Source organism: Bradyrhizobium sp., assembly GCF_036009065.1.
Classification (GTDB): domain Bacteria; phylum Pseudomonadota; class Alphaproteobacteria; order Rhizobiales; family Xanthobacteraceae; genus Bradyrhizobium.
This window is the reverse complement of record NZ_DASYMN010000109.1, coordinates 33133-54918: the sequence shown is the minus strand read 5'-3', so window position 1 is coordinate 54918 and position 21786 is coordinate 33133. Positions and strand designations below refer to the sequence as shown.

General features: G+C 60.5%; 22 protein-coding genes. All 22 read right to left on the bottom strand.

What is annotated here, in order from left to right; genetic code table 11:
• Window positions 1-764 (bottom strand): ABC transporter substrate-binding protein (locus VGP39_RS07080; protein ID WP_327567394.1); only part of this gene is annotated, 764 nt, incomplete at its 3' end.
• Between the two features lie 242 nt (window positions 765-1006).
• Window positions 1007-1573: a sugar transferase gene (locus VGP39_RS07075; protein ID WP_327567393.1), complete on the bottom strand. Its 567-nt coding sequence runs from the start codon at window positions 1571-1573 to the stop codon at window positions 1007-1009.
• Between the two features lie 3 nt (window positions 1574-1576).
• On the bottom strand, window positions 1577-2518 hold the full coding sequence (locus VGP39_RS07070) for an NAD-dependent epimerase/dehydratase family protein (RefSeq protein ID WP_327567392.1): 942 nt from the start codon (window positions 2516-2518) through the stop codon (window positions 1577-1579).
• A 135-nt stretch (window positions 2519-2653) separates the two neighbouring features.
• Window positions 2654-3874 (bottom strand): glycosyltransferase family 4 protein, encoded by a 1221-nt coding sequence (locus VGP39_RS07065; protein ID WP_327567391.1) that lies wholly within the window; start codon window positions 3872-3874, stop codon window positions 2654-2656.
• 49 nt (window positions 3875-3923) lie between these two features.
• A complete protein-coding gene (gene wecB / locus VGP39_RS07060; protein WP_327567390.1) occupies window positions 3924-5006 on the bottom strand; it encodes a non-hydrolyzing UDP-N-acetylglucosamine 2-epimerase in 1083 nt (360 codons plus the stop codon).
• 49 nt (window positions 5007-5055) lie between these two features.
• Complete coding sequence (locus VGP39_RS07055; RefSeq protein WP_327567389.1) at window positions 5056-6321, bottom strand: class I SAM-dependent methyltransferase; 1266 nt, start codon at window positions 6319-6321, stop codon at window positions 5056-5058.
• Window positions 6322-6427: 106 nt separating this feature from the next.
• A complete protein-coding gene (locus VGP39_RS07050; protein ID WP_327567388.1) occupies window positions 6428-7453 on the bottom strand; it encodes a polysaccharide biosynthesis protein in 1026 nt (341 codons plus the stop codon).
• Window positions 7453-8319, bottom strand: coding sequence for an SDR family oxidoreductase (locus VGP39_RS07045; RefSeq protein WP_327567387.1), 867 nt, complete (start codon window positions 8317-8319; stop codon window positions 7453-7455). Before VGP39_RS07045 ends, VGP39_RS07050 begins: the two co-directional genes overlap by 1 nt.
• Window positions 8320-8346: 27 nt before the next feature.
• The gene (locus VGP39_RS07040; protein WP_327567386.1) at window positions 8347-9132 is read right to left on the bottom strand and encodes an AglZ/HisF2 family acetamidino modification protein; all 786 of its coding nucleotides are present in this window, start codon (window positions 9130-9132) and stop codon (window positions 8347-8349) included.
• 2 nt (window positions 9133-9134) lie between these two features.
• A complete protein-coding gene (hisH, locus tag VGP39_RS07035) occupies window positions 9135-9749 on the bottom strand; it encodes an imidazole glycerol phosphate synthase subunit HisH (protein WP_327567385.1) in 615 nt (204 codons plus the stop codon).
• Window positions 9746-10885, bottom strand: a complete 1140-nt coding sequence (locus VGP39_RS07030; protein WP_327567384.1) for an N-acetyl sugar amidotransferase — start codon at window positions 10883-10885, stop codon at window positions 9746-9748. Before VGP39_RS07030 ends, hisH begins: the two co-directional genes overlap by 4 nt.
• 68 nt (window positions 10886-10953) lie before the next feature.
• On the bottom strand, window positions 10954-11808 hold the full coding sequence (locus VGP39_RS07025) for a hypothetical protein (RefSeq protein ID WP_327567383.1): 855 nt from the start codon (window positions 11806-11808) through the stop codon (window positions 10954-10956).
• A 77-nt stretch (window positions 11809-11885) separates the two neighbouring features.
• Window positions 11886-12962: a glycosyltransferase family 2 protein gene (locus VGP39_RS07020; RefSeq protein ID WP_327567382.1), complete on the bottom strand. Its 1077-nt coding sequence runs from the start codon at window positions 12960-12962 to the stop codon at window positions 11886-11888.
• The gene (locus tag VGP39_RS07015; RefSeq protein WP_327567381.1) at window positions 12959-14146 is read right to left on the bottom strand and encodes a hypothetical protein; all 1188 of its coding nucleotides are present in this window, start codon (window positions 14144-14146) and stop codon (window positions 12959-12961) included. Before VGP39_RS07015 ends, VGP39_RS07020 begins: the two co-directional genes overlap by 4 nt.
• A gap of 102 nt (window positions 14147-14248) precedes the next feature.
• Entirely contained in the window at window positions 14249-15052 is an 804-nt protein-coding gene (locus VGP39_RS07010; RefSeq protein ID WP_327567380.1) for a 2OG-Fe(II) oxygenase, read from the bottom strand.
• Window positions 15053-15158: 106 nt separating this feature from the next.
• Window positions 15159-15881, bottom strand: a complete 723-nt coding sequence (locus VGP39_RS07005; RefSeq protein ID WP_327567379.1) for a TylF/MycF/NovP-related O-methyltransferase — start codon at window positions 15879-15881, stop codon at window positions 15159-15161.
• A gap of 183 nt (window positions 15882-16064) precedes the next feature.
• Complete coding sequence (locus VGP39_RS07000; RefSeq protein WP_327567378.1) at window positions 16065-16895, bottom strand: NAD(P)-dependent oxidoreductase; 831 nt, start codon at window positions 16893-16895, stop codon at window positions 16065-16067.
• Window positions 16892-17962: a hypothetical protein gene (locus VGP39_RS06995; RefSeq protein WP_327567377.1), complete on the bottom strand. Its 1071-nt coding sequence runs from the start codon at window positions 17960-17962 to the stop codon at window positions 16892-16894. Before VGP39_RS06995 ends, VGP39_RS07000 begins: the two co-directional genes overlap by 4 nt.
• Window positions 17963-18027: 65 nt before the next feature.
• On the bottom strand, window positions 18028-19269 hold the full coding sequence (locus VGP39_RS06990) for a class I SAM-dependent methyltransferase (protein ID WP_327567376.1): 1242 nt from the start codon (window positions 19267-19269) through the stop codon (window positions 18028-18030).
• Complete coding sequence (locus VGP39_RS06985; protein WP_327567375.1) at window positions 19266-19826, bottom strand: dTDP-4-dehydrorhamnose 3,5-epimerase; 561 nt, start codon at window positions 19824-19826, stop codon at window positions 19266-19268. Before VGP39_RS06985 ends, VGP39_RS06990 begins: the two co-directional genes overlap by 4 nt.
• Window positions 19823-20947 carry a CDP-glucose 4,6-dehydratase gene (gene rfbG / locus VGP39_RS06980; RefSeq protein WP_327567374.1) on the bottom strand — a complete coding sequence of 375 codons (1125 nt, stop codon included), beginning with the start codon at window positions 20945-20947 and terminating at the stop codon, window positions 19823-19825. The genes VGP39_RS06985 and rfbG overlap by 4 nt, the downstream gene beginning before the upstream one ends.
• The gene (rfbF, locus tag VGP39_RS06975) at window positions 20911-21681 is read right to left on the bottom strand and encodes a glucose-1-phosphate cytidylyltransferase (protein WP_327567373.1); all 771 of its coding nucleotides are present in this window, start codon (window positions 21679-21681) and stop codon (window positions 20911-20913) included. The genes rfbG and rfbF overlap by 37 nt, the downstream gene beginning before the upstream one ends.
• Window positions 21682-21786: the final 105 nt, after the last annotated feature.

Here is a 21786-nt window from a genome sequence, read left to right as displayed (position 1 = left end):
ACGTCGCCGGGGCCGATCACCTTGATGCCAGCCTTGTCGAGCCCGCGCTCGGCATATTGCTTCATGAAGCTGCCGCCCTGCCCCGCCGGCACGAACACGAACATGGCGTCGGGCTTGGAATCCTTCATGCGCTGCAGGAACGGCGCGAAGTCGGGATTGGCCAGGGGCACCTTGACCTCCTCGACGATCTCGCCGCCGCCGGCGGTAAAATGCTCCTTGAAGAACAGCAGCGCGTCGTTGCCGGGCGCAAAATCGGAGGTCAGTGTCGCGACCTTCTTGATGCCGTTCTTGACGGCCCAGTCGCCGATGATGGTGGACGACTGCGCCAACGTGAACGAGGTGCGCACGATATAGGGCGAGCGCTCGGTGATGATCGAGGTGCCCGCCGCCATCACGATCTCAGGCACCTTGGCCTGGGTCGCCAGCGGCGCTGCGGCCAGTGCCGCCGGCGTAACGCCGAAGCCGGCGATAATGGCGACCTTGTCGTTGACGATCAGTTCCTGCGCGAGACGCTTGGTATTGTCGGGGACAGCACCGTCATCCTTCAGGATGATCTCGATCTTCCTGCCGGCGACGGTATCGCCTTTCTGCTGCATGTAGAGCTTGACCGCGTTGTCGATCTGCTTGCCGGTCGAGGCCTGGCCGCCGGTCATGGGCAGGATCAGGCCGATCTTCACCACCTCCTGCGCCTGCGCGCCGGCGGACGCCGCCACGAACGCGACGCCTGCAGCCAGCCGCAAGACCATTTGATTTCGAATGAACATGAACGTTCTCCCCTGATCGGATTGATCATTGAGCCGAGTCCCCGGCCCTTGCCGCCACCATAGCCGAAATCCGCGACGGTATATCAGCGCGGCATGGCGTCCGAGCCGCGTCAGTTTGTCAATCGCGACGTTGGCCTTGGGCCCGCGCCGCCGTGACGGCGATGGCTGCATGGTTGCCACGATATCCGCCGGGTATTTGATCCCAGCGATTTCGAAGGCAGCACTGGGTGTTATAGTACCGCTTACGTGCTATGGCGGACAACCTGATCGATGCCGACGCCCCGGCCGCGCAGGGTGGCCCAGATCAGCTTCAAATCCCCCGAGAAACTTTGTGACCGGACATATTGCGCATCGACTTTGGCGAGGCGATTGGCGTCCGACATATCGATACCGCTGACCTGCGCCAGTCCGGTGATGCCGGGCCGCACTGCAAGAACGCCCAGCTGGCGCCGCGCCTCGACAAGCTCGGTCTGGGACGGCAGGCATGGCCTCGGACCGACCAGGCTCATGTCGCCGGACAGCACGTTGTAGAGCTGCGGGAGTTCGTCGATCTTGAAGCGGCGAAGATGGTCGCCGAGCACGGTGACCGATGACGCCTGCACCTCGTGCGTCGGCAGGTTCGCGGTTCCCGAATACATCGTCCGCAACTTGTAACAGGTAAACGGACGCCCGTCTTTTCCGACCCGGACTTGCTTGAAGATCGCCGGGCCCGGGCTCTGCAGCCGGATGGCGGTGATGACGATCAGAAGTATCGGCCAGAAGAACAGCAGGAACAGGGCGCAAGCCGAGACGTCGAAGGCACGCTTCATCTTTCAATTGCTCCGATGAGCGTCAATCGTGGCCCTCACCATAGCGCGTATACCGGCTTTGGTCTCAACTTGAGGCGACCAGCCCGCTTTCTGAAGACTGGCCGAGCTTGCCACAAGTTCCCGGCCGATCCGGTCCCAAAGCGCGTGCCGCCCCGCGGCGATGACCATCGCCCTGACCGCCAGCGGTGGAACCGGAATAAGCCGCGGCGGTCGCCCAGCCGCTTCGCGCATCGTGGCGAGCATTTCGGCCAACGTAATCGGCTCGCGATCGCAGGCGATAAAAGTCTGATTCAGCGTCGTCGGGCTGTCGAGGCATATGGTGATCGCCTGCACCAGATTATCGATCGAAAGCAGCGAGCGTTGATTGGTGAAGGCGCCAAACGGAAGCGGCAGGGGTAGCGCCGCAATGCGCATGATCAAGGCAATATTGGCCTTGGCCCCCGGACCGTAGACGATCACGGGCCTCAGGATGGTAAAGGGTACGCCCGAGCGGCGGATTTCCTCCTCGGCCGCGAGCTTGGCCCGGTCATAGGCGGTGATCGGCCAGGGTTCGTCGAGTTCGGTGACGACATGGTCGGCCGCCGAGCCGGCCTGCGCGCCGATCGACGACATGAAGATCAAGCGGCTGATCGCCTGGCGGCGGCAGGCCTGCGCCAAGCTCGCCGTCGCGACACGATTGGCGCGCGCATAGTCGCCGCTGTCGGTATGGCTGCGATGGGCGATGGCGGCAAGATGCACGACGATATCCATGCCCTCAAGCAGCGGCGCCCAGTCGACCTCCTTTTCGAGATCGGGCAATTCCACCCATTCGAGACCGTCCCGGCTTGGGTTTCTGTTCGGTTTGCGCGAGGCCGCCCGAACAGTGTGGCCGGCTGCCACCAACGCGGAACTGACGGCCGAGCCGATAAAGCCCGAAGAGCCGGTGACCAGTATCCGAAATGACATCCTATGACCTGACCAGATTTAGTTTGCCGCCGCAGCGCCCGGGGGCAAGATTCGACCTATGATAGAGTTCCGGCGCGGGGCGGACAACCGCGCTCCCCGCGAACGAACCCCGCAATAAACCTGTTCCGACCACGATCATTCGCTAAGTCGGTTGCCGGACCAATCCGGCAGTGTGACGATCTGCCTGGCGGCCGTCTCAGGCGAAAACATCCGGCCGCCCAGCTGCCTGCCCCGCTCGGACATTGAATGGCGCAGCATATCGTCGTCCGCGAGTTCCTCCGCCAGACGTTTCAGCTCGCCGACCGAATTACCGACATAGACCCTGCCCACTCCCTCATCCTCAATAATGCGTTCGAGGTCCGTCCCACCGTTAACGCGGGCCAGCACCGGGAGTCCATACTGAACATAGGACACGAACTTCCCGGGAATATTATGCGTTTTGTGATCCGGGTGGAGCGCCACCAGCCCGACGTGACATTGCGCGAGCAGGCCGGGGATTTCCGACGAATCGATCTCGTCGAAAAACAGCACGTTGTTCAAATCGCGTGCGGTTTTTTCCGCCTCAAGCTTTGCGAATTCCGAGCCGCGGCCCACGAACAGGAACCCGATATCCCCGCGCTGACGCAGGCTCTGGATCAGCTCCATGAAAATGTCCATGCCCTGGGCGACGCCCATATTGCCGATGTAGACGAAGATCTTGCGGCCGCCCAGCGCGGTCCTTTCGATTGCGATGCTGCATCCGACATCGGGGGTAACCACGAGCCAGTTGTGCAGCACCTCGATGCGCCGGCGCGGCGATGCCCACCTCGACAGATAGGCGAGATTTGACGGCGTCTGCACGCCTATCACATCCGATACGGCGTACTGAAATGCCGCGATCGCCTTGAACACCAGATAGACCGGGCCTTTCCGGACGAGGCCGAGGTCGACCGCCCATTCGGGGAAGATGTCGCGCAGGATCAGGTAGGTTCGTGCGCCCGAATTGCGGCGCAGTTTCCAGATCAGCGGCCCAAAGAAGATCGGCGGCGAATACCAGGTGACGATATCCCACTTCGCCCGCCGCAACGGGCTCTTGCGGATGTTGCGATACATTGCGAACGGCAGCCACATCTCGGCGAGCGCGCGGCGGACAAACGACGGCGCGCGGGTCGGGGGCGCCGCGACGCGCAGCACTTCGATGCCGTCGAGCCGTTCCACCATCCAGGATTTATCCGACATGGACGTCGGAACGATGACGACGGGCCGATGGCCGAGTGCGGCGAACTGTTGCGCCAGATCCCGCAACTGAACCGCCGCGGAAGTCCGCAGCGGCGGATAATCCGTCGAGATCAGGGCGATCAACAGGCTGCGGCTCATGTCATGTTCACAATATCGGAACTCGGCAATGCGGCGCGAGAGGCGAAACCTAGAAGAAATTGGTGATCTTGGTCCGGATCGCGTTCACGACGACGGCGGATGGTGAATAATCTTCCTCGAATTCGTAGCGGGCGCTCCAGGGCAGGCTGATCGCCAGCGTCACCGCCTCGACGATATTTTCCGCTTCCATGCCCGACACGATGGTGGCGCCGCTCTCCAGCGTCTCCATGCGCTCCGTCGCCATCCGCAGGCTCACATTGGGGACCTTGTAGAACAGGCCTTCCTCGGCGGCGGTGCCGGAATCGGACAGCACGCAGAACGACTGCTTGAGCAGCTGGTTGAAGTCGTAAAAGCCGAGCGGCAGCATGATCCGGATGTTGGGCGGGACGTCTATACCCTTCAGCTTGCTGGTGGTGCGCGGATGCATCGGGAAAATGATCTCGCGCTTCAGGCGCTGGTTCAACACGCCGAGCGCCTTGAAAATATTCGCCAGGTTCTCGGGATTGTCGACGTTCTCGCTGCGATGCGCCGTCACCAGGATATAGTTCTTCGGCTCCAGTTTGAGCCGGTCAAGGATGTCGCTGGCCTCGATTTCCGGCGCGAAGGCGCGCATCGCCTCGAAGGTGGTGTTGCCGGTGACGATGATTTTTGCCGGGTGAATGCCTTCGCGAAGCAGGTTTTCGCGGTGATAGCGGTTGTACGGCAGCAGGATGCTGCTGATGTGATCGATCAGGATGCGGTTGCGCTGCTCCGGCATGCGGCGGTCCCATGCCCGAAGTCCGGCTTCCATGTGGAAAATCTTGATGCCGCGATGCGCCGCCGGCAGCACGCTGAGGCCGCTGTAGGTGTCGCCGAGGATCAGCAACGCATCCGGCTTGACCTTTTCCATCAGCGCGTCCGACTTGAGGATGACGTCGGCGACTTCCGGCCCGTAGCCGGAGGTGTCGATGTCCAGCTCATAGTCGGGCTTGCGCAGCTTCAGGTCCTTGAAAAAGAAATCGCGAAGCTCGGGGGTGAAATTCTGCCCGGTGTGGACCATCACGTGGTCGAAATTCAGCTCGTCGAGCTTCTTCAGCGTCGCCCACATCTTGATCATTTCCGGGCGCGTACCGAAAATCGACATCACCTTCATTTGCATGTTCCGTGCTGGCTTTGTTGAATCGTCGCCCGTTGACTGGGTATCACGGCGCGCGCGGGGGAAAAATCGAAACCTCGGGCAGAGGAAGGATCATCCGGCCGCCTTTGGCCAGATAATTGCCGTTCTTCTTGCGGATTTCGTTGAAGAAACTCCAGGCGAAAATCAGCAGGTAATCCGGCGGGTCGTCGCGATCGAGAATCGAGCCCGGAAAAATCTCGAAATGCGATTTTGGCGTATAAAACCCCGCTTTGGCCGGGGCATCGTCGATCATGTAGTCGAGGTGATCGCGGTTGATGCCGCAATATTGGATCATGGTATTGGCCCGGCCCGAAGCGCCGTAGCCGGCGATCCGCTTTCCGCGGCTGCGCAGCTCGCCGAGCAGTTCGACCAGTCTGTCGCGGTGGCCGGCAACGGTGCTTGAGAATTGCAGGAAGGTCTCGTAGCGATCGAACCCACGCGCCCGTTCCTCGGCCTCCAGCGCCTTGACGGCCGGCGATACCGATCCGCTGTGCTTGCTGCCCTTCTTGCACGTGTAAAACCGGATCGAGCCTGCATGGATCGGGATCGGCTTGAGGTCGAACACCATCATGTCATAACGGGCGAGATGACTGATCACCGACAGCAGCGAATAGTAGTAAAGGTGCTCGTGATAGATCATGTCGTATTGCAACTCGTCGATCACCTTGCCGAGGTAGTGCACCTCGAAGGCGAACACGCCATCCGGGGCCAGCGCTTGGGCGACCGCGCGCGTGGTGCCCTGGATGTCGGGGATGTGGGCGTAGACGTTGTTGGCCATGATCAGGTCGACCTTGCCGTAGTCGGCAACGACCTTCCGGGCAACCTCCTCGGTGAAGTAATTGTTGATCACCTTGACACGGGGATCGGCGATAGTGCTGACGACGTTCGTGGCCGGGTCGACGCCGATCACGGTGCGAATGCCCCGATCGGCCAGCGGCCTTAGCAACACGCCGTCGTTGCATCCGAATTCCAGCACCGTGGCCTTGGCCGGATCGAGAAACCGTTCGCTCACCTCGGCGGCATATTCCCTGAAATGGTCGCGAAGGGTGCCGATCGAGGACGAGAAATAGAAATAACCTTCCTTGAATATGACGTCGGCCGGAACCTTGTCGGTAACCTGCACTGCGTAGCAATCCTTGCAGAAGTGCAGCCGCATCGGAAACGTCCGCTCGGTGGCGAACTGCTCCGGCTTGAGGAACGCGCCGGCCAGGCCAACCTCGCCGAAATCCATCACCAGCCCCAGCCGCTTGCTGTCGCAGAACGCGCAGACAGGCTCATCTGAGCCACGCATTTCCATGTAAGTTCCCCTATCCGGCGTTTCCGGACCGGGTCCGGACAGATTCCCGGCAACCGCCGGGCTGCCTGCGGGCTAGCACACTGGCGATGACTGAAAAACCCTAGATTTCCACCGTCTCTCCCCGCAGGTGACGCTGGATGAAATCGAGCTTGAGCAGCAGTTGCTTCATCCCCTCCACGCTCAGCCGCTCGGTATTATGCGAGGTGTAGTCGTCGAGATCGGATATCTGCTTCTCGCCCTGGGTGAAATACATCGCATAGTTGAGGTCGCGATTGTCGGCCGGGATGCGGTAATATTGCTGCATGTCCTCGACCCGCGCCATTTCCTCGCGGGAGACCAGGGATTCGTAGAGTTTCTCGCCATGACGGGTGCCGACGATCTGCACCGGATTGTCGGCGTTGAACATCTCCTTCAGCGCCTGCACCAGAACCGCGATGGTCGCGGCGGGAGATTTCTGCACGAAGATGTCGCCCTGGCGGCCGTGACCATAGGCGTGCAGTACCAGATCCACGGAGTCGTCGAGCGACATCATGAACCGGGTCATGTCGGGGTCGGTAATGGTCAGCGGCTTGCCGGCCTTGATCTGTGACACGAACAGCGGAATCACCGAGCCGCGCGACGCCATCACGTTGCCATAACGCGTCGCGCACAGCAGCGTCTCGCTTGCAGACAGCGTGCGCGCCTTGGCCACCATGACTTTTTCCGCCAGCGCCTTGGTCTGGCCCATGGCGTTGATCGGATACACCGCCTTGTCGGTGCTCAGCACCACGACCTTTTCGACCCTGTTTGCGATCGCCGCGCTCATGACATTCTCGGTGCCGAGGATATTGGTTCGCACCGCCTCGAGCGGATAGAACTCGCAGGACGGCACCTGCTTCAGCGCGGCGGCATGAAATACATAATGCGCGCCCTTCAGGGCCTGGTGGATGCTGTCATAGGCGCGGACGTCGCCGATATAGAATTTGAGCTTGGCGTTGTTGAACGCCGAGCGCATCTCCTCCTGCTTCTTCTCGTCGCGGCTGAAGATGCGGATCTCGGCCACATCGGTTGCAAGAAAGCCCTTCAGGATATGCTGCCCGAATGATCCGGTGCCGCCGGTGATTGCTACAACCTTGTCCGTAAACATTACGCCCCCGTCGAACCAAATCGGTCGCGATACATCAAGTCGACAAGTGTCGGCCAGTCCGGCGCAACATAACCGGTGGCTTTCTCGAACCGATCCGCGACCAGCGAACGATCCGGACTTGGCCGGTCGTCGGGTATCAGTTCGATCGTCTTGCCGTAGCGCTCGGCCACCAGCCGCAGCAGATCGAATTTCGAAATCGGCCGGGTAGCCACGTGATAGACGCCATGCAAATCCGGACGCGGGATCACGACATCCCTGATGAGGTCAGCGAGCACGATGGTGGGAAATCCTGAGAAAATCGCCCGGGTGTAGCAGCGGCACTGGTCCTGCTGCGACAGAAACCACTCTAACAGCCCAGTGCCGGATTGCAATTCATGGCCGATGATCGAGGTTCTCAAGGTGATGGCGTGCGGTTCCGCAACCTCGCCCAGCAGTTTGGATATTCCGTAGATATCCTCCGCATCGGGCGCATCGTCTTCGCTGTAGCCGCCCCGCGATCCTGAGAAAACGCCGTCCGAGCCGATCTGAACGAGACGGGCTCCGGAACGCCGGCACAGATGCGACAGGCGCCGGGGCAGCACCGAATAGACAGCAATCGACCGCATCGGATCGGCGGGCGCCGGCCGTCCGACGGCGACGCAGTTGACCACCACGTCCGGAGCTGTGGCATCGAACAACCGCGCGAGCTGTTCCGGATTTTCGATATCGCCCACCACGGTCAGGCGCGATGAATGCTCAGGCGCAAACAGCCCGCGAGCAGCGTCTTGCCGTATGGTGCCCTCGACCCGCGCATGCGGCGCCTTCGACAATCCGCGAAATACGGCGTTGCCCAGCAGACCCGTCGCACCGAGAACCAGGATTTTCACTGCGCTATCCGCCCCATAGGTCTGGCATCAGGCGACCTGCTTGCTGACGTGGTGAAGCAGCTGGTCCCGCTCCTTGATGCTGGGATAGTTGACCAGCACCGCGCGGTAAACGCCCTTGAATACGAACAGGCTGCCGGCGGCGGCGCCGATCACGCCGAAATTGCGAATCAGTTCCTCGATATGCGCAAGCGATCCCGCACCGCCGAGTATCGTGACCGGCACCTTCGCCGCCGAATTGATCTGCCGCGCCAGCTCCAGGTCGTAACCCTTCATCTGGCCATCCCTCTCGATCGCATTGACGACGATCTCGCCGGCGCCGAGTTTTTCCACTTCCGCAGCCACCTGCGACATCAGCCGGCCGGTATTGACCGTCCCGTTGTGGGTCCAGACCTCGTAGATGGTGCTGCGCGGACGCGGCTTGACGTCGAGCACAACGACGACGCTCTGATTGCCGACCGCCTCCGCGGCCTCGGCAATCAACCGCGGGTTGGCCACCGCCGCCGAACTGATCGCCACCTTTTCGACCCCGAGCCCGATGATGGTCTTGACCTGTTCCACGGTCTTGACCCCGCCGCCGTAGCACAACGGCATCCGCGACTCGAAGGCGAGATTTTCAAGCATCTTATAATCGGGGCCGTGACCGCGTACCGTCGCATCGATATCATACACGGCGAGTTCGTCGACCGCCTTCTCGTTGAAAATCTTGACCACGTTGATGGGGTCGCCGACGTATTTCGGACTGGAGAATCCGACCGTCTTGACGAGGCCTTTGTCCTGGACGAGCAGGCAGGGGATGATCCGGGGGCGCAGCACGATCAGAGCTCGGCGAAGTTTTTCAACAACCGGACGCCGTAGTTGTGGCTCTTCTCCGGATGGAATTGCACGCCGTAAATATTGTTCGAGCGGACCGCGCAGCCGAATGCGATGCCGTATTCCGAGGTCGCCAGCACATTCTCGCTCGAAGCGCAGTCGAAATAATACGAGTGAAGAAAGTAAAAGCGGGAGTCCTGCTCGAGCCCGCTGAACAGCCTGGCGCCACTCTTCGGGGTCACGTCGTTCCACCCCATATGCGGCAGGCGGGGCGGCTGACGCAGGGTCTTTTCGTCGAAGCGGCGAACCCGTCCATCGATCCAGCCCAGTCCCGAAAGCTTCCCCTCCTCGCTGGAGGGTGCCAGAATCTGCATGCCGACGCAAACGCCGAGAACCGGCATGCCCTGCTTGAGAACCAGATCGTCGATCGTCTCACGCATCCCCGAGGCATCCAGCAATTCCATCGCGTGATCGAAGGCTCCGACGCCAGGCAGGATAAGTTTGGTCGCGGCGCTGAAATCGGAGTGGCTTGTCGCGATCGCCGCTGCAATGTTCAGCCTCTTGTACAGGTTGGCGAACGCCTGAACATTGCCGAGCCCGTAATTGATGATGGTGATCATCGGAAGATTCGGTTGTCCAGTCCGAGCAGATTGAAAATCTTTGTGCCGAGCGTAATCAGGAAAAGGTTGTTCTTATAGTCCCTGAAGGACTTGTTCTCTCCGCGGAAGATCTCCTGGAACTCGGCTACCGTCCAGCCGAGCTTGGTCGCGACGTATTCGAATTCGTGCGCCATGGTCTCTTCGTCGAGTTCGGGCGTGGCAAGGTGCGCCAAGGCCTGGTCGCGCGTCAACTGGCCGGTCAGGATCTCGCTCGACAGGTAGGCGCGCCGCTTGTCGTAGCCGAACTTCTTCGGGGTCCAGTAGGATTCGTAGAAGCGCGTGAAACGGGATTCGTAATGCTTCTGCGGATAAGGCTGCCAGCCGAATTTCTCGCTGAGCGTGCGAACGGCGTCCTGCTTGATATAGGGCACGTAATCGAGCAGCTTGATGACGCGCATGCCCTTTATCCAGCGGTAGTAGATCCGGTATTTCAGTATATCGCAGGTCGGGAACGTCTTCAGGGGCCGGGTGCCGAACTTGCCATGAATGTCGCGGACATGGACCATGTCGGTCGAATAATAGGTCCACTCCAGCGACTCGCGCACGCATTCGGTGGAATTGTTGCCGCCGGTGATGACGTATTTGAAACCATTCGCGGCGGCGAAATTGTACATCGCCGAGAACAGCGCCAGATCCTGCGGCTGGTCCTGAAAGGAAACCTGCGACTTGAAGAACGCGCGCTGCAGATCCTTCATTTCCTCCCAGTTGACCACCTCGGTGACCAGATCGAGGCCGAGGCCGTGAATGATCTTCTCGATGTTGCTGACTCCGAGGTCCGAGTTCCAGCCGGTGTCGCAGTGGAACATCAGGGGCCGCAGGCCGAATTTTTCCCTAGCGACATAGGTGACATAGGAACTGTCGAGGCCGCCGCTGATGCCGATGATACAGTCGTGGTCGCGCCCTTTGCCATCCGCCTTGATCTTCTCGATCACCGGCATGATCCGCTTCAGGCCGCGCTCGTCAGAGTGCCAGTTCGGCAGGATATTGCTGTGGTAGTTGCAGCAATACTGGCACCAGCCGCGCGCGTCGAACTGCAGCGTCGAGTCGCTGGTGTCCATCACGCAGTTGGTGCAGATTTGATACTTTCGGGCAGTCATTTCATCAAAAACGTTCGAGAACCTCAGGGAGCGCGCATGGTTGGCTGCAAGGATCATTCCGTCCTGGCCTAGCCTGGCCTCGCACCGGTCACCCCCTTTAGTCCGTCTCGCATGGCAGATAAATACGCCTTGAGGTAATCAGGGCGATTTTCAACCCGAAATAGGAGAACGATCCTGTTGAAGAGGACCGAGGCGATCTGTTGCAGGGAAAAGACCAAGGGAACGTGACGCTTCCGCAGAAGCAGAAAGCTGTTCCGTATCTGATAGTAACATCGAGTGGAACTGTGGACAAGGATGGTCAAAGGCCCGAACTTGAAGTGGCGGCTGCCGATGCTGTGACGCATGATCGCAGTTGGAACCACATAGATCGGAATCTGCTTGCTGCGGCATCGCAGACACCATTCGGCATCGACGAAATCGATGAACAGACCATCGTCGAAGGAACCGGCGAGGTCGAACGCCTGCCGGGTCGCAACCGTTCCCGAGGAGATTACGATATCGACGGGGTAGCGGTTGGGCGAATCGACCTGGTGCACCGGTATCGGCAATCCGTACCGACCGACGCGCACCGACGGCAACGCGATGTCGGTGACATCATCGACACACAGCGGCGCGACAATTTCCGGAGTTCCAACCGCAATGGCCGCAACCAGGCGATTCAGGAATCCCGGACCGATTTTCGAATCCTGATCGAAAAACGCCAGAATGGTTGCGCCCGCCGCGAGCGCCGCGGCCACGCCGACGTTCTGGGCATGGGCGATACCGGAATTGTAACCGAGGGCGATCAGGGTGCACCCATCGGGCAAGCTCTCGCGGACCAGGTAAGGCACTTCGGTATTGTCGACGAGAATGACTTTCGCGCCGTCCCCCAGAACGTGATTGCAAAGCCCGGCCAACTGCGCGACGTCCGGCCGGTAGCACACGATAATACAGCAGGTCATGCCAGCGCCTCGTCGTCACGAGGCAACGCGTCGATCTTCACGTCGGACCCGGGACACATTCAACGTGACCGCGTTTTCAAACGGTAATACATGTTCCACAATCTGGGAACCGCGGACCGCAGCGGAGATGCATTGAGCGCCTCCACGGCGGCGACCTTCGGCGAACGGCGGAGTTTTCCGGCCGCGGATGGCGCGGCATTGGCCAGCGAGGTTTCGATACGCTCAATGATGCCCCGGTCGATCCGGCGGCCGGCCTGGGACGCTTCAACCAGCGCAAAGATGTAGATGTTGCGATGGTAGGTCAGCATGAAGCCGGCGCCATATTCGTCAAAGACGCAACGCGCTTCGGGATCGGCCTGAATGTAAGTCTTCAGAAAGCCCGAGAACTGCTCCAGCCCGGTCAAGATCGAAGGCCACGCCGACAGCGTCGATCCCGACTCGCTATTCGGATGGATTCGAACCGAAAAGTGTTCACCGAGGTCGGCAGCCTTGTACGATCGGCTGAACAGCGACAGCCAAAGGGCATCGTCGGCAAAGAACAATTTCTCGAACCTCGGCAGGCCTCCGATGCGGTCGTAGTCGGCCGAACGCATGACAAACCCGGTGCCAAAGGTGTCGCGCCGGAACGTGAAACGGGTCTTCAGATATTGCGCGGCGGTTTCCCGCTGCGGCACGGGGATGCAACTGCGAATGGTCTTGCCTTCCGAGTTGATGAACCGCGAGCCGGTCTGGTAAAGCGCGGCGTCGGGATAGCGGCCGATCAGCGCCTTTACGGTCGCTAGGAAATCGGGATCGAGCATGTCGTCATGACCGATCAGGGTCATGTATTCGTGTTTCTCGACATCCTTGACGCGGCCCCAGCTTTCGACGATCGACAGCGGCTCCGCCGAGGCGTACAGCCGGATCCGGCTGTCGCTTTTGGTGCTCAGCCAGGCAACCGTGTTATCCGTGCTCTGGTTGTCGAGCACGATCAGATCGAAATGCGGATAGCTTTGCGCGAGCACGCTCTCGACGCATTCCTCAACATAAGGCCAGCCGTTTCGGACCGCCAAAACGACACTGAACCTTGTCACGCTATTCCGTCGCTCGGCATTGGGTGTCGCGTCGGCCGCAGGTGCTGCGGCTTGCAGGATCATTGTGAGGATTCCTGTAGCCGAGAAAAAGCCCCGGCGCCATCGACCCGGTCGGAAGGTGCCGCCGGCTGCCGGGTCGGCAGGAACAGCGGCCAAACCAACTGAAGAATCAGGCCTGAGAACGCAATCATGTTCTGAAAAGTGCAGAACACGATGAACATGTTGAGCTGGGCCAGGCACGGCTCGCGGTAGGCTGAGCGGCGTATCAGTTGCAGATACACGACGATCAACGCGGCAAACAGCGTGAACAACAGGGTCGGCCCGATCCATCCCGCATAGACATAGGAGCGGCCGAACATCGTTGCGACATTGAGGCCGCGGGAAACCTCCGGCGTCTTGACGCGCTCGGCACCGAGCGACGGCAGGATTCGCTTGGAAACGAAGTCGGGCAACATTTCGCTGACCGCAAATTCAGCAAGAGTCCTCCGCTCCAGACTTGGCGCATCGACGGCTGTCTGCAAGTTCGCCAGCGGCGACGTCATGTAGACATAGGCCCACAGATAGGTCTTCGGAATCCAGGACTCCTGGAACGCCTGGCTCGGCCTGCCGACCTTTTCAATCGCCGATTCATCCCCTTCGCGCAAATTCCCGAACACGCCGAACAGATGCAGAATCAGGAGCGCGAAAGCCACGATCAGCGAGCCGCGCAGGAGGCCAAGCCGGCCGCGCTTGATGAAGATCACGAACGCCCAGGCCACCATGCAGATCATCACCGGGCCGCGGTAGAAGATCAGGATGAAATAAACGATCGGAAGCAATGCTTCGGCCAGATAGCGCAGCCGCTTCGAATACAGATAATCGGAGAACCGGATCGTCGAAAACACGCTGCCGAAGGTTACCGTGAACACGTGCAGATGCGGAACGCCCAGATCTTCGCCAGCATAGTCGAATTTCCCGGCGATCACCAGGATCAGGGGAATGCCGCCGGTATAGATCAGATCGGCGGCAGCGCCGGCCAGCACCAGCAATACGGTGTATTTCGGCAATCGACCGGGCTGATAGCCTCCGGTCTCCCGCATCACGCCCGAGACTGCGAAGGCTAACAGAATTGATACAAGAAAAGTCAGCCCGAAAAATGCCAACAGATCGGATGATAGCGCCGGATAAGCTTCAGACCAGCGCAATTGATAAACGGCGAGCACCCCTCCGAACGACAGAATGTAGATGACGAATGGGTTTTTGAGCATGGTTTCTAGCGCGAACACCCGATGTCAGCGGGTGTCGCGCGGCTCCTCTCGACGTTGCAAGCCTCATATCGCCGCCGGACGGCCGCATCGCGGCGTCGACCGCTAGGCGACGCTGTCCTTGGCCGCCTTTTCATACTCGCTGCGAAGACTCATCGAGTATGGCGAATTCTCGGGTTTGTACAATGTGAAGTGCGGCGCATTCCATTCGGCGTCGTCCTTGCGCGCGGTGTAGTAGAACGCGCTGAAGACCCGCCGGAATACGCCCGGAGGCGTCTTCAACGGCTCGGGCTGGCCGTGATTCGAATCGTCGGCGACCTCGAACACGATCAGGCGGTTGAATTTCGGCTCGATGCTGTGGACCTTCCGGGTCATGTCCTTCGACCAGAGCTCGAGGTTGCCACCCCACTCCGGTTTCCAGTCGGGCGCCAGATACAGCAGCGCATTGAGACGCCGATGCGCCTGCAGCTTGTGATGCCAGTTGAAGTCGGCGTGGATCTTGAGGAACTCGCCCGGGCCGGTCGCCATGGCGCCGCCACCGATGAAATACGGATCGGCGAGCAGACAGTCGATACCGGACAGCGTCTCCAGGAACAGCAGGAACTGTCTGGAGATCGTGGCATTGGCCAACAGTCGCAACGGAAGCGACATGGAAGCGGTATCCTCCACGAACTTCCTCAATACGTTGGCGTTGGCGTGGGTTTTCCATTTCACCGACGCATCGTTCGGATCCGGATAGCCGTTGGCGACGGCGGTTGCGATGTCCTGCGGCAGGAAATTGTCGATCACCGCATGCGGAAACGGGTCGGCATTGCGAAATTCATCGCGACGCTCGACTGCGAGCCGAGCGAAACTGTCGTCGTCGAGGAACGTCGCGAGCCGCTCGCACATGTCCTTGGAACCGGTCATGATGGCCTCTTATTCGCCTGGACACTGATGCTTTAGCCACGGCAGTATGATGCGTCAACATACTGGCCGTCATAGCTGCTTTTGTGCCCGGAAACGCCGGATACCCTCAAATCCTGAAGTAGCCGACGGAACCTTCGTAGGGGAAGCGCTTGAGCTCGACTTTATTGAGGTCCAGCACCTCCTTGAGGGCCTGGGTCTCGCCGGCGAAGTTCCGATAGCAAACCTCGTCGAGAACCACGATGGCCCCCTTGGGCATCAGCGGCAGGAAGGTTTCGAGCGCAACCTTGGTCGGCTGATACAGATCGGTGTCGAGGATCAGCATGGCGACACAAAGCTCCGGCTTGTCCTTGACGAATTCAGGCACGGTCTTCACGATATCGCCTTTGACCAGTTCGCAGCGGGGAATGCGATTGACCGGCCGGATCAAATCATTGAGCAGGATGCTCTGTTCGAGGATCGAAGCATCGGTTTCGGAAAACATCTGCTCGTTGATATCGGCGGGATCGAACTTGCCGTCGATGCTGCGGAAACCTTCGAACGTGTCAAATCCATAGAGCGACCGGTTGATCGCATAAGGCTCCAGCAGCAGCGAAAGCTGCAAATACAGCATCAGCGAATTTCCCTTGTAGACGCCGCATTCGATGATGGCGCCGGGAATGTCCATCACCATTTTAAAGAGTTCGACCCGCGACAGCATCGAGGCGGTCTGGATGCGGTTGGCAAACAGAAACGGCGCGTCGGCGATGTATTCGGGTTTGCAGCGGGCGATCAGTTCCGAACGCTCGCGATTGTAAGCCTGTTCTTGTTCGGTCAGCCTGCGTTTGGTCATTGTCTGCAATCCTAAGGGCGATACCCGGTTAACGAGCATGTTTTTTCGCGCGCGACGCAGGCCAATTGGTTTTGCCGAATTTCAGCGAGAGGGGTCAACCGGTCGGGGCCCCCTTTATCAAGTTTTGCACCGCACCGTTACTGGTTTTTTGCCCGGGAGCGCCAGCATTTGCCACCCGCGCCGTTAACGCCGGGCATCGGCGGAGTCGCCCCAGAACGCCATCGGTTCATAGTCGGGATAAGGTAATTCGCCGTATTTGGCCTGAATCTTCCAGCCGTTTTGCCCGATCCAGCCCTCGACCAGGCGGCGAACCGAAACCGGTTGTCCGGAGCACAGGTTGATTGGCCCGGGATCGCCGGGATTGATCGCCAGATCGACCAGACGCCGCGCCACCTCGCTCACCGGCAGATAGTCGCGCAGTTGTTCTCCTCCCGACATCGGGAATTCGCTGTGACCGGCGGCGACCGCCGCTTTCAGCGCCGCAAACAGCGACGTGGCGGGCTGGTCATCCCCGTACATGTAAAACAGCCGCGCCCATGTCAGCTTGTAGGGATGAACCGCCTTCAGGTACTGCAGCTGCTTGCGCAGCACGTCCTTGGCAAATCCATAAGGATTGGTCGGCCGCGTCTCAAGATTTGCAGCGAGAGCGCCCGACTGCCGGCCGTATTCAAAGCAGGTCCCGGCGGTGACCAGCGCCGGCAGGCCGCCTCGGATAACGTTGCTCAGGAAACCGTATTGCCGTGGCAGCTCGGATTCGAAGTGATGAAGGGAACGATAGTTTGGCAGCCCGTTCCAGGCGAGATGCAACAGCACGTCCGGATTTGCAAGGGCGACGAACGGATTCTCTGGCGGACGCGCCATATCGAGCGCGATCCATCGAACATTTGCTTCTGCCGGTCGCTCCCGGACGACGTCCGGCCGCTCCGTCGCGATCACCTCGACGTCCCGGCGCGCCAACTCACCGAGCACGTGACGGCCGATAAAACCCCGCGCCCCGGTGACGGCCACTTTCATCGGGTGAACTCCACCACTTCTTCGACAAATCCGCGTCTCATCCAGTAGGGCATCCGGCTTGTCCGGACGGCTGTTGCCTCTCTGATCAGCTGCGCGACGGTGAATTCATTGGCCTCGTGGTTGATCGAAAGGAACTTTCCTGCCCGGCTCCGGATTGCCGACCAGTATTGATCGGCCGCGGCACGACCAATTTCCGTCAGCGAGTCGACATTGACAACGAGATCATAACGCTCCGTTCCATCGATGAAAAATCCCGGCGGCATGATCTTGATTTGGTGCTCCGCGGCGTTCTCGCCGAACAGCGAGACGGCTTCCTCGCCGAGGGCTCGGCCGAGGAAATATCCCTGCGCCAGCGAACTGACGGGAATGTCGATGATGGTGTAATTTCGAATGCCGAACTGCCGCGCATAGAATGCTGTGCGGCCAAGTCCGCCGCCGATTTCAAGGACTTTCGGATTGGGCATGCCCTCGACAAGTTTCGAGATGCGCCACGCCTGGTAAAGTGCCTGCGGCACCCGGTACGAGACGATGCCGCGGTTGGAGATCAAGCCGTATTCGGCGGGAAACGGGTTTGGAACCGGGATCTTGAATCCTACCGCTCGATCGATCTGATCAAGCAGCTCATCGGCGTGGATGGGGACGATGCGCCAGATGTAGTAATTTTCGGGAAGCTCCATGTTTCGCGTGCCGAGAGCTTCGGCCAATGCGGCAAGCGCGTCCAGCGCAAGGCCCGGCGAACGGCGATCTTCAATCCGCTGGCCTCCGATCCGCAACGATTTCGCGGTGCTGTCGAAGCCAAAGAAAATATCCGAGCTTGCCGGGTTACGAAGAATTCGCTCGATCCGCGGCCGGTCCTTCGCAGCGAAGGCTTCGCTGATGTCGGCATGCCGATCCAGAAAAATATCCGACCATTGACCGGAAGGATTTTCGCGCCGAAGCGAATAGCTTTGGATCAGCCGGTCGATCAGGCGCTCGTCATTGCAGCTCTCGCCTAGCGTGTATCCGCCTTTGGCATTCAGGGAATATGGCCTTCGTTGATAGCGGTAGCGAAAGGTCGGTGCCTTCATCGCGCTTCGTAGCACCTGAAGAACCCGGGGAAAGTGTTTTTCGAGAGTCTGGCTAATGCGCTCCTTCATGCGCCCCCCGGATCGGAAATCTCGAGTTCAGGAACCGCGGTCACATAGCGTGCTTCTGAAATGCCGGCATGCCTCAACTGCTGCATCACTTCCGCCTTCAAGTTCCAGGGCAGGATGATCACGTAGTCGGGCGCGTCCCGATACAGCACCTCCTCGCTGAGGATCGGGATGCGGCTGCCCGGCAGAAATTTCCCCTGCTTGGCCGGATTGCGGTCGACCACGTATGAAATGAGGTCGCGGCGGATGCCCGCGAAATTCAGCAGCGTATTGCCCTTGGCTGCGGCGCCGTAGCCGGCCACGCGTCTGCCGCGACGTTTCGCATCGATCAGGAACGACACGAAATCGTCCTTGACCTTTTCGGCGCGCGACTGCAAGCCGTGATAACCTTTTGCCGTCGACAGCCCCGCTTCGGATTCCCGTGCGAGCAGAGCCGCTACACGCGCGCTGACCGGACGCCGGCCGGACGCCGCGCGCTGCGCGAACACGCGCAGACTTCCCCCGTGGGTCGCAATCTCCTCGACATCGAACACCGCAAGGCCATTGGCCTTGAATATTTCCTCGACCGCCGTCAGCGACAAATAGGAGAAATGCTCGTGATAGATGGTGTCGAACTGATTTTCGGCGAGCAGCCGCAAAAGGTGCGGAAACTCGAAGGTCGCAGCGCCATCAGGCTTTAACAGGTTGGTGAAGCCAACGAGAAAGCCGTTGATGTCGGGCACATGCGCCAGAACGTTGTTGGCGGCCATCAGGTCCGCTTGCCTGCCCTCCGCCGCCAGACGCGAAGCGAATTCGGCGCCGAAAAACGCCTCGACGGTGTCGACCCCTTTTTGCCGCGCGGCGCGCGCCGTGCTTGCCGTCGGCTCGATTCCCGTGCAGGGAATGCCGCGCGCCTTGACATATTGCAGCAGATATCCGTCGTTGGACGCGATCTCCACGACATGGCTGGCGGAATTGAGCCGGAAACGTTCGACCATCTCGGCGACATAGCGCTCGGCGTGCTCAAGCCATGTCGTCGAGAAGCTCGAGAAATAGGCGTATTCGCTGGAGAACAGCTCGTCGGCATGGGTGAAATCCAGCGTCTGCACCAGCCAGCATTTTTCGCAGACCATGATCCGGAGCGGATAGGTTTTCTCGGGCGCGAACAACATCTCCGGGGTCAAATAGGCGTTTGACGGCGGGGAACTGCCGAGATCGATCAATTCCAGACCGAGCGGTGCTGAGCAATGCCGGCAACTCATGCCAAGATTCCCTGAAAGGCCGGCGACAACATCGGATGGCCGCGATCGCGGGTCGACAGTTCGGCGACGGCCTGTGGCCACTGGATGGCAACGCGCGGCTCTTCGGGATGAAGCGCGCCCTCGCTGGCCGCATGATAGGCGCAGGTATGAAAGTAGATCAGTTCGCAGTCTTCCATGAGCGCCTGAAATCCGTGAGCAAATCCTTCCGGAATGAGCAGCGCCTGGCCGTTCTGCGCCGACAAGCGCGCGCCGAACCATTTCAGGAATGTCGGCGAGCCGCGGCGTAAATCCACCGCGACATCCCACACCTCGCCGCGAATGCAATTGACGAGCTTCATCTCGGCATGCGGCGGAAACTGGAAGTGCATGCCGCGAACCGCGCCGGGGCGGCGGGTCAATGTCTGATTGATCTGTGCTATCGGCTTGCTCCAGCCGGCCGGCGCCAGTTCCTCGGCGCAAAACAAGCGCGCCAGGAAACCGCGCTGGTCCGATTGCCTTGAGCGTTCGACAATCTTCAGACCGGCGATCGGCGTGTCAACGATCCGAAACCGGCTCATGATGGCGAACCCGGTGCAGCATCCGCCTCAAAATCCGCGATATCCCGCGCGCAAAGCTCGCGCGCGTCGCTGCCTTCGTGCTGACGGCGATACCAGTTCATGGTCCGCTGCACGGCGGTCTGCAGCGACCAGCGCGGCGCGATGCCCAGCACATGCTGTGCCTTCGCGGTTTCGAGCGCGAGCCAGCCGGCTTCATGCGGGCCCTCGTCCCCCTCGCCCCAGCTGACTTCGCCGCTGCCGTAGCATTGCTGTGCCAGCAGCACCACGTCGCGCACGCTGGCCGCCTCGTCGGTGCGCGGACCGAAATTATACGCCCCGGCCAGTCCAGGGTCCGCCCATAGCCGCTCGGCGAGCTTGAGGTAGCCGGCGAGAGGCTCCAACACGTGTTGCCAAGGACGAAACGCCTGGGGACGGCGGATGGCAAGAGGCTGCCCCTTGCTCCAGGCCCGAACCGCATCCGGGATCAGGCGATCCTCGGACCAATCGCCGCCCCCGATGACGTTACCGGCCCGCGCCGAAGCCACGGCGACGCCTTTGTCCGCGAGATAGGCGTCGCGATAACTTGCGATCACGATCTCGGCCGCGGCCTTGCTGGCGCTGTAGGGATCATGCCCGCCGAGCGCATCGGTTTCGCGGTACGGGTAATGCTGCTCGATATTGCGGTAGACCTTGTCGGTGGTGATCGCGACCACGACCCGCGCCGTATCGATGGCGCGGACGGCTTCCAGAAGGTTCGCGGTGCCCTGAACGTTGCTGCCGAATGTCAGCAGCGGGTCGCTGTAGCTTGTCCGCACCAGCGCCTGCGCGGCCAAATGAAGCACGACTTCTGGAGACGTCGCCCGGACTTGCCGCGTGAGTTCGCCGGCGTCGCGAATGTCGATGAAGCGGCTGTCGATCAGCCCGTCGATTCCGGCAAGGCCGGCGATGCTCGGCGTGGTGGCGGGCGGCAGGCCGATGCCCATCACCCTTGCGCCGAGCCGGTCGAGCCAGAGCGCCAGCCACGCCCCTTTGAAGCCGGTGTGACCGGTAAGGAGGACGCGCTTGCCCGCCCAGAACGACGGATCTGGATTGGCCCGGCTGCGCATCACCAGACTTTCCACGGCGCCTTGCCGCTCGCCCACAGCTCCTCCAGCAGGTTCTTTTCCCGAAGCGTGTCCATCGGCTGCCAGAAACCAAGGTGCTGGTAAGACATCAACTCGCCGCGCGCGGCAAGCTCGGTCAACGGAAAACTCTCCCAGCTCACGTGATCGCCCTCAATGAAGTCGATGCATGCCGGCGAAAGCACGAAAAACCCTCCATTGATGAACCCGCCGTCGCCGCGCGGCTTCTCCGCAAAGCCGGTCACCCGATCTCCCGTCTGCTCGAGCGCGCCATACTTCCCCGGCGGCTTGACGGCCGTGACGGTTGCGAGCTTGCCGTGGCCGGCATGAAAATCGATCAACGCCCGGATGTCGACATCGCTCAAGCCGTCGCCGTAGGTCAGGCAGAAAGCCTTCTCGTCCTTCACATAGTCGCCGACGCGCTTCAGGCGGCCGCCGGTCATCGTCTCGTCGCCGGTGTCGATCAGGGTGACCCGCCATGGCTCGGCCTTGCCCTGGTGAACATCCATCCGGTTTCGCTCCATGTCGAAGGTGACATCGGACATATGCAGGAAGTAGTTGGCGAAATACTCCTTGATCACATAGCCCTTGTAGCCGCAGCAGATCACGAAGTCGTTCACGCCGTGCGCCGAATACAGCTTCATGATGTGCCACAGGATCGGACGGCCCCCGATCTCGATCATGGGCTTCGGCTTGACGGAAGTTTCCTCGGATATTCGTGTGCCGAGTCCGCCGGCGAGAATGACCGCTTTCACAGATCGCATCCGCTCGTTTTTGAAGAAGATTTGTCCCGCCAGCCCGTCATTTTGCGGTTCGGGCAATCTACAGGCGCACTACGTCCGCACCAAGATAAATCACCA